The sequence below is a fragment of the Almyronema sp. genome (assembly GCF_052168255.1).
Taxonomy (GTDB): Bacteria; Cyanobacteriota; Cyanobacteriia; order Phormidesmidales; family Phormidesmidaceae; genus Sphaerothrix; species Sphaerothrix epifaneia.
The window spans coordinates 161,655-168,561 of record NZ_JBQLZL010000036.1; the positions used below are offsets into that span (position 1 = coordinate 161,655).

Consider the following 6,907-nt stretch of genomic DNA (forward strand, 5'->3'; position numbering starts at 1 on the left):
GTCTATTTATAGTGAACGGTGAGCCAGCGATATAGGCTGTTCGTTAAAGTTCGCCCTGACTTTTTCAAGTCGGTAGCGGTTTAGTTGAATGAATAACGTAGTTTCAAGATAACCGCTACCGCTTGAGATGGGGGGAGATTGGCCAAAATTGTTGACTAAGTTATGGCCAAAGTGTAGAAAAATTTTTCTAAACTAAGCAGCTCAAGTCTTCAGTTTTTTGGCTAAAGAGCAAATTTTCGCGGTAATCAACCGGGCAATCAATCACAACCGGAACGTCTTGTTCTAGGGCTTCTTTAAGCGTAGGGGCAAAGTCTTCGGTAGATTGGATGCGATAGCCTTTCAGTCCCATGCTTTCGGCAAATTTGACAAAGTCTGGATTCTTGAAGTGAACAAAAGCCGATTCGCCGTAGTGGTTATGCTGCTTCCATTCAATCAGACCGTAGCCGCCATCATTAAAAATAATCGTGACAAAGTTAGCGCCAACCCGCAGAGCGGTTTCTAGCTCCTGGCAGTTCATCATGAAGCCCCCATCGCCTGTGGCGGCGACCACTTTGCGGCTAGGATGCACCAGTTTAGCGGCGATCGCCCCTGGAATGGCAATCCCCATTGCTGCAAAACCATTAGAAATCAGGCAGGTATTGGGTCGCATACAGTGATAGTTACGGGCAATCCACATTTTGTGAGCGCCCACATCTGAAATGACAATGTCTTCTGCGCCCATCACCTGACGCAGATCATAAATCAGCTTTTGCGGTTTAACCGGAAACTCAGTATCGTCGGCGTACTGTTCGTAGTCGGATCGAATGTCTTGCCGCAAACTCACCGCATAAGATTCTGGCAAACCCTGGCGATCGACTCGCTTCAAAATTTCTTGCAAAGAGTCTGAAATATCGCCCACCACTTCCACTCTGGGAATGTAGCTACTGTCAATTTCAGCCTGCGTTAGCCCAATATGGATAATGGGAATTTCGCCGTTAGGGTTCCAGCGTTTGGGCGAAAATTCGACTAAATCATAGCCGACGGCAATGACTAAGTCGGCTTTTTCTAAGGCACAGCTAATAAAGTCGCGCTGTTGCAACCCCAGCGTCCAGAGGGAAAGCGCGTGAGTATAGGGAATCACCCCTTTACCCATAAAGGTGTTTGCCACTGGAATATTGAGCTGAGTGGCAAATTCGGTCAGCACGTCGCTGGCGTTGGCGCGAATAGCCCCATTGCCCACCAAAATCATCGGATTGGTGGCTTGAGAAATGGCCACCGCTGCCTGCTGCAAGCTATGAATGGAAGCAAAAGTTTTCTCGCGGCTGTCGGGTCGTAGCGGTAAGCCTTTAGCCGCCATACTGGCGATGTTTTCAGGGAGGTCAATATGAACGGCACCTGGTTTTTCGGTTTGGGCTAGCTTAAAGGCTTTGCGGACAATTTCGGGTGTGTTGCTAGGCCGCACAATTTGCGTATTCCACTTGGTGACGGGTGAAAACATTGCCACCAAGTCCAGATATTGGTGTGATTCAATGTGCATGCGATCGGTGCCGACTTGCCCGGTGATGGCAACTAAAGGGGCGCGATCGAGATTGGCATCCGCTACGCCCGTCATCAGGTTGGTGGCACCGGGGCCTAAGGTTGAAAGACAAACGCCTGCTTTGCCCGTTAACCGACCGTAAACATCGGCCATAAAAGCGGCTCCTTGTTCATGACGGGTGGTGATGAACTGAATGGAGGAGTGCTTGAGGGCTTGCAGGACTTGCAGGTTTTCTTCGCCAGGAACGCCAAAAATGTACTCAACGCCTTCGTTTTCAAGGCAGCGAACGAGCAATTCAGCAGTATTAAGTTCGGTCATAGGAGTGATGAAAAAGAACGTAAGGTAAACAGTAGGGGCAGGTTTTGAAAAAACGTTAGTGGCTCTGAGCGAACCAGCAGCGGCTCAACTCGCCCGTACACAGACAAGGGAAAGGCAGGTTAAAGGCAGGTTATAGAAGCAACATCTAGCGGCTAGTGAACCGTCGTAGGCAACGCTGTTCGGCTCAACCTGCCCGTAGAGATATCGGCCATGGTCGGCGCTGGGGGCGCTATTTTACCCAGACAGTTTTGATATTGACGAACTCTTGAATGCCATGATGACCGAGTTCGCGGCCATAGCCCGATCGCTTAATGCCTCCAAAGGGCAAGCGCGGGTCGGATTTAACCAGACCATTAATAAAAACAGCCCCGGCTTCGAGTTCGTTAATCAGGCGATCGCGCTCGGCTTCGTCTTGGGTCCAGGCACTCGCCCCTAGCCCCAACGGGGTGGAATTGGCTAGTTCAATGGCGGCGTCTAAGTTGTCTACGCAAAAGAGCAGCGCCACTGGGCCAAAAAATTCTTCTTCGGCAGCGGGGGTATGGGGGGGAATCTGGCTTAACAGGGTGGCTGGGTAAAAGTTACCTTTTTTCAGCGAGTCTGGTAGCTGGGCTTGCAAAGCAGCGATATCTCCACCTACTAGCGCTTTTGCACCTGCTTGCACACAAGCCTGCACTTGCTGATCAATGTCGTGCAAAATGGCAGGTGTTGCCAGCGGGCCGAGGTCGGTGTCGTCTGCCAGCGGATCTCCTGTTTTGAGGGCGCGGAATTTTTCGATGAGCTGGGCGGTAAACTCGTCGGCGATCGCTGTATGTACAATAAACCGCTTGGCGGCAATGCAAGATTGGCCGTTGTTGAGCATTCTTGCTGTAACCGCCGTTTCAACGGCAGTGTCAATATCGGCACTGGGCAGCACAATAAACGGATCGCTACCGCCAAGTTCTAGCACCGTTTTTTTGATTTCGGCTCCGGCTATAGAAGCCAAACTGGCTCCGGCGGCTTCACTGCCCGTGAGGGTGGCTGCTTTTACCCGCGCATCTTTGACAATGGCCTCAACTTGGTCAGCCCCAATCAGCAACGTTTGAAACGCCCCGGCTGGAAACCCGGCTTGCTGAAAAATTTCTTCAATAGCCAGGGCACACTGCGGCACGTTAGAAGCATGTTTTAACAAACCGACATTACCTGCCATCAGCGCTGGCGCGGCAAACCGAAAAACCTGCCAAAAGGGAAAGTTCCAGGGCATGACCGCTAAAACAATGCCCAGGGGCAAGTAGCGCACATAGCTCTGGCTAGCGTCTGTTTCGGCGCTTTCGTCGGCTAAAAACGTCGCTGCATTTTCAGCATAAAAGCGGCACACCCAGGCACATTTTTTTACTTCAGCGATCGCTGATTTGAGCGGCTTGCCCATTTCCAGGGTCATCAGCCGACCCAGGTGATCTTGTCTTTGCTCTAGCGCCTCTGCAGCAGCCTGTAGCCACTGCGATCGCTGCTCAAATGAAGTCTGGCGATAGTCTGCAAACGTTTGCTGGGCTAAAGCGATCTTGGCGGCGATCGCCTCGTCTGTGAGCGCTGCAAAAACCTGTAATTTTTCACCAGTGGTAGGGTTAATACTGGCAATACCCATATCCGACCTCCTGCAAATGCCGTTCCAATGCTCTGAAGCCCTGTGCTAGATTTCACTCGCGCTTGTATGAATGCCAGAAAACTTAGCCAATCCATCACTGATGGCAAGTGACGTAGCGTTTGTTGACAGGCTGCTTCAAAGCCGGAAATTTCTTTTCTTTCTCTAATGTGGCAGCAGAAAGCAGGAGACGACGGCAAAACGTATAGATTGTTTAATAAGTCGAAATGTAAACATTTCAACTGCTGATGCTAATTGAGACGTTAAGAACTTGTTAAGAGTCTCTAGACGCGGCAATTCTACCGTTAGAGTGTTTTGCAGATACCTCCTAACTGCGTCTCCAGCCCTGTCTGACTCCCTCTACTGGTGTTTGAAATGACAGGGCTGCTACTTACAGAGCTGCTACTGATAGGCTGCTACTGACAGACAGATGCAGAACGCAAAATTTCTATTGTGATATGGCCGCTAAAGTTGGGGATGGGGGGCGTTAGCTTGGTTAGCCGCACCTGAACTTGCGTGAGCCGCTGATCGTTAGCAAGGGCAGCTTGGGCGATCGCCTCTGCCAGCTTTTCCAGCAGGGCGTATTTTTGGCTTTGAATAATCTGCTGGGTTGCCTGAACGATGCTGACATAGTCGTGGGTGTCTGATAGGCGATCGCTTTGCCCCGCCACCGAAAGATCGAGCCACAGCGTCAACGTCACTTCAAACCATTGCCCCAGCACCTGTTCTTCGGGTAGCGCCCCTGTGTAGCCATAGGCGCGAATACCGCTAATTTGAATATTGTCTTTCACTTGCCTGGTTTCTCTAGCGTTGCAATACCCAGTCGCCCCCAACGGTCGGCACCCCCTCTCTCCCCTACCTTCTCTATCTTCCTGACCTAAAACTGCCTCGACCACTCCCGCGGCCAGCGCTCGACCACCACCTTTGTTTGGGTAAAAAATTCAACGGCGTGATCGCTTTGACCGTGCAAATCCCCAAAGAAACTATCTTTCCAACCGCTAAAGGGAAAGAAAGCCATCGGTGCAGCTACGCCAATATTAATGCCGATATTGCCTGCTTCGGCTTCGTAGCGAAATTTGCGAGCTGCCGCGCCGCTGCTAGTGAATAGGCAGGCCATGTTGCCCCAGTGGCTACGGTTTACTAAGGCGATCGCTTGATCGACCGTATCGACAGCCATTAACCCCAAAACGGGGCCAAAGATCTCAGTATGGGCGATCGCACTTTCAGCCGCTAAGTTAGCCAGCAGCGTTGGCCTGACAAAGTGCCCTGCCTCGCTGCCTTCAATTTCAGGATGGCGACCATCTACTAGAATATCGGCACCGTCATCAACCCCCTGCTGAATTAAGCCTTCAATTCGCTGGCGACTTGGCGCTGTAATTACAGGCCCCATCTGCACGGCTGGGTCGAGGCCGTTGCCGACGACGCGATTGGTGGCGGCTTCGGCGATCGCCTCGGTAAAGGTCTGGCTGGCTTCGCCCACGGTAATCGCCAACGAAGCGGCCAAGCAACGCTGTCCGGCACAGCCAAAGGCGCTATCGGCGACAATGCGTGTGGTCATTTCCATGTCGGCATCTGGCAGCACAATCAGCGGATTTTTGGCACCTCCCTGGCACTGCACCCGCTTGCCGTTGGCTGCTGCCCGACTATAGATATAACGAGCCACAGGCGTTGAACCGACAAAGCTAATGGCACGAATTTGGGGATGATCCAAAATTGCGTCTACGGTGGCTTTGCTGCCGTTGACCAAGTTGATGACCCCGGCGGGCAAATCGAGCTGATCAATTAAGTTAAAGATCTTTTGCATCGTCAGCGGCACTTTTTCAGACGGCTTGACCAGGTAGGTGTTGCCACAGGCGATCGCGTAGGGCAAAAACCAAAAAGGAATCATCGCCGGAAAGTTAAAAGGGGCGATCGCAGCAGCAACACCTAAAGGCTGACGAAACATAAACTCATCAATGCCACGGGCAATGTCTTCGAGGTTGCGACCTTGCATCAGCGTCGGAATGCCGCAAGCAACTTCGACATTCTCAATTGCTCGGTGTAGCTCTGCTGCCGATTCTTTTAGGGTTTTGCCGCACTCTAAGGTAATGGTGTGAGCAATGTCGTCTACGTTGGCTTCTAGCAAGCCTTTGAGCTTAAACAAAAACTGCACCCGCTCAGTCGGCGGCACCCGTCGCCACTGTTTAAATGCCTCGGCAGCAGCTTCGACAGCCTGGGCTACCTCCTCGGCAGGCGAGAGCGGCACCTTTGCCAGGGTTTCAGCCGTAGCCGGATTAGTAACCAGCAAATGCTCTGAAGCGCTAGAGGCAAGCCACTGGCCATTAATGTAATTTCTCAGGGAAGTCATGTAAGGCTAAGAATTAGGGGCGACGCCCTATAGCCTACAAAAATATTGGCAGAATTTAATCTGCTTCACCTGCCAAATTTAGAACTTCACTCATGATGTTGGCTGAAAGCCACATACCTAAACTCTGGAATTTGGTGATAACAGGTGCAATAGATTCTAGATATCCTGCTTGTTTTGCTTTTATTAAAACGCCCAGGGTTCCTGTGTACTTGAGCTGATAAATATTCGCCATTCGTCTAGCTAGTTGATCGTCCAAGATCATCAAGCTATTGGGGTTTTCTAGACAAAGCGCCAGCACTTCAGTCTCACCTGCTCCTAAATCAGTAACGACCGGAACTAACGCTGAAGACTGAGCAGTCACTACCTTCAGCCATTCCAACTGGCTGAGATCAGGTACTTGAATACCCTGTTGCTGTCCGGCGTCTAACTCTTTCTTGACCGCCATAGGGGTAATGACCTTGCCATAGAGCTGTTTAAGCAGGGCTAAATAACCTGCCTGATACAGATAGAGCAAAGGGGATGTATTCACAATCACCAGAGGTTCAGGCATTCCTCACATCATCAGCAAGCTGTTCTGCCGTCAGTGCAAAGGGCGAAACTTGATAACGACCAATTTTCATTAAAAAAGTAACTCTAGAAATTCCTGCTAACTGAGCGGCTCGACCGGATGACAACTTGCCTAACTCAAACAGTTTAATGGCCGCCATAAGACACAACTCTTCTGGCATCGTTTCAGCGGTTTCTTTGAGGCTGATTAAAACTTCGTCTGGAATTTCAACTTGAATCGTACTCATTTGAATTCCTCAATTTTTGCAACACCAAAAAATAGCCATAGAAACCGATAGCTTGATGTCTTGATTGTCCCGCTTGCTAAGGCTCAGGGTTTGATCGTAGCACTAACAATAAGCTGCAAATTTCTCTCCGCGTTTTTTTTAAGAGTAAAGGCGGACACGGAGAAAGGGGGATGGGGAGAAAGGGGGATGAGGGAGGCGTTGCTAATCAAGCTCTCCGCGTCTCCGCGTCCCCGCGTCCCCGCTTCCTCTCCCCCTCTCCCCGTCCTATTCCTCTACGCTAGCCGCACTAGCTTGACCAATAGAGCCATAATTTC

At 50.8% G+C, this 6,907-nt stretch carries 6 protein-coding genes; all 6 read right to left on the minus strand.

Annotated elements, in window-relative coordinates:
* Window positions 1–187: 187 nt before the first annotated feature.
* A complete protein-coding gene (locus ACTS3T_RS08065) occupies window positions 188–1,834 on the minus strand; it encodes an acetolactate synthase large subunit (protein ID WP_377963498.1) in 1,647 nt (548 codons plus the stop codon).
* A 229-nt stretch (window positions 1,835–2,063) separates the two neighbouring features.
* Window positions 2,064–3,455: an NAD-dependent succinate-semialdehyde dehydrogenase gene (locus ACTS3T_RS08070; protein ID WP_377963500.1), complete on the minus strand. Its 1,392-nt coding sequence runs from the start codon at window positions 3,453–3,455 to the stop codon at window positions 2,064–2,066.
* A gap of 413 nt (window positions 3,456–3,868) precedes the next feature.
* Window positions 3,869–4,243, minus strand: a complete 375-nt coding sequence (gene folB / locus ACTS3T_RS08075; RefSeq protein WP_377963502.1) for a dihydroneopterin aldolase — start codon at window positions 4,241–4,243, stop codon at window positions 3,869–3,871.
* An 86-nt stretch (window positions 4,244–4,329) separates the two neighbouring features.
* Window positions 4,330–5,799 carry a CoA-acylating methylmalonate-semialdehyde dehydrogenase gene (locus ACTS3T_RS08080; RefSeq protein ID WP_377963504.1) on the minus strand — a complete coding sequence of 490 codons (1,470 nt, stop codon included), beginning with the start codon at window positions 5,797–5,799 and terminating at the stop codon, window positions 4,330–4,332.
* A 55-nt stretch (window positions 5,800–5,854) separates the two neighbouring features.
* Window positions 5,855–6,349, minus strand: a complete 495-nt coding sequence (locus tag ACTS3T_RS08085; RefSeq protein WP_377963506.1) for a PIN domain-containing protein — start codon at window positions 6,347–6,349, stop codon at window positions 5,855–5,857.
* Complete coding sequence (locus ACTS3T_RS08090; RefSeq protein WP_377963508.1) at window positions 6,342–6,593, minus strand: UPF0175 family protein; 252 nt, start codon at window positions 6,591–6,593, stop codon at window positions 6,342–6,344. The genes ACTS3T_RS08085 and ACTS3T_RS08090 overlap by 8 nt, the downstream gene beginning before the upstream one ends.
* Between the last annotated feature and the right edge of the window lie 314 nt (window positions 6,594–6,907).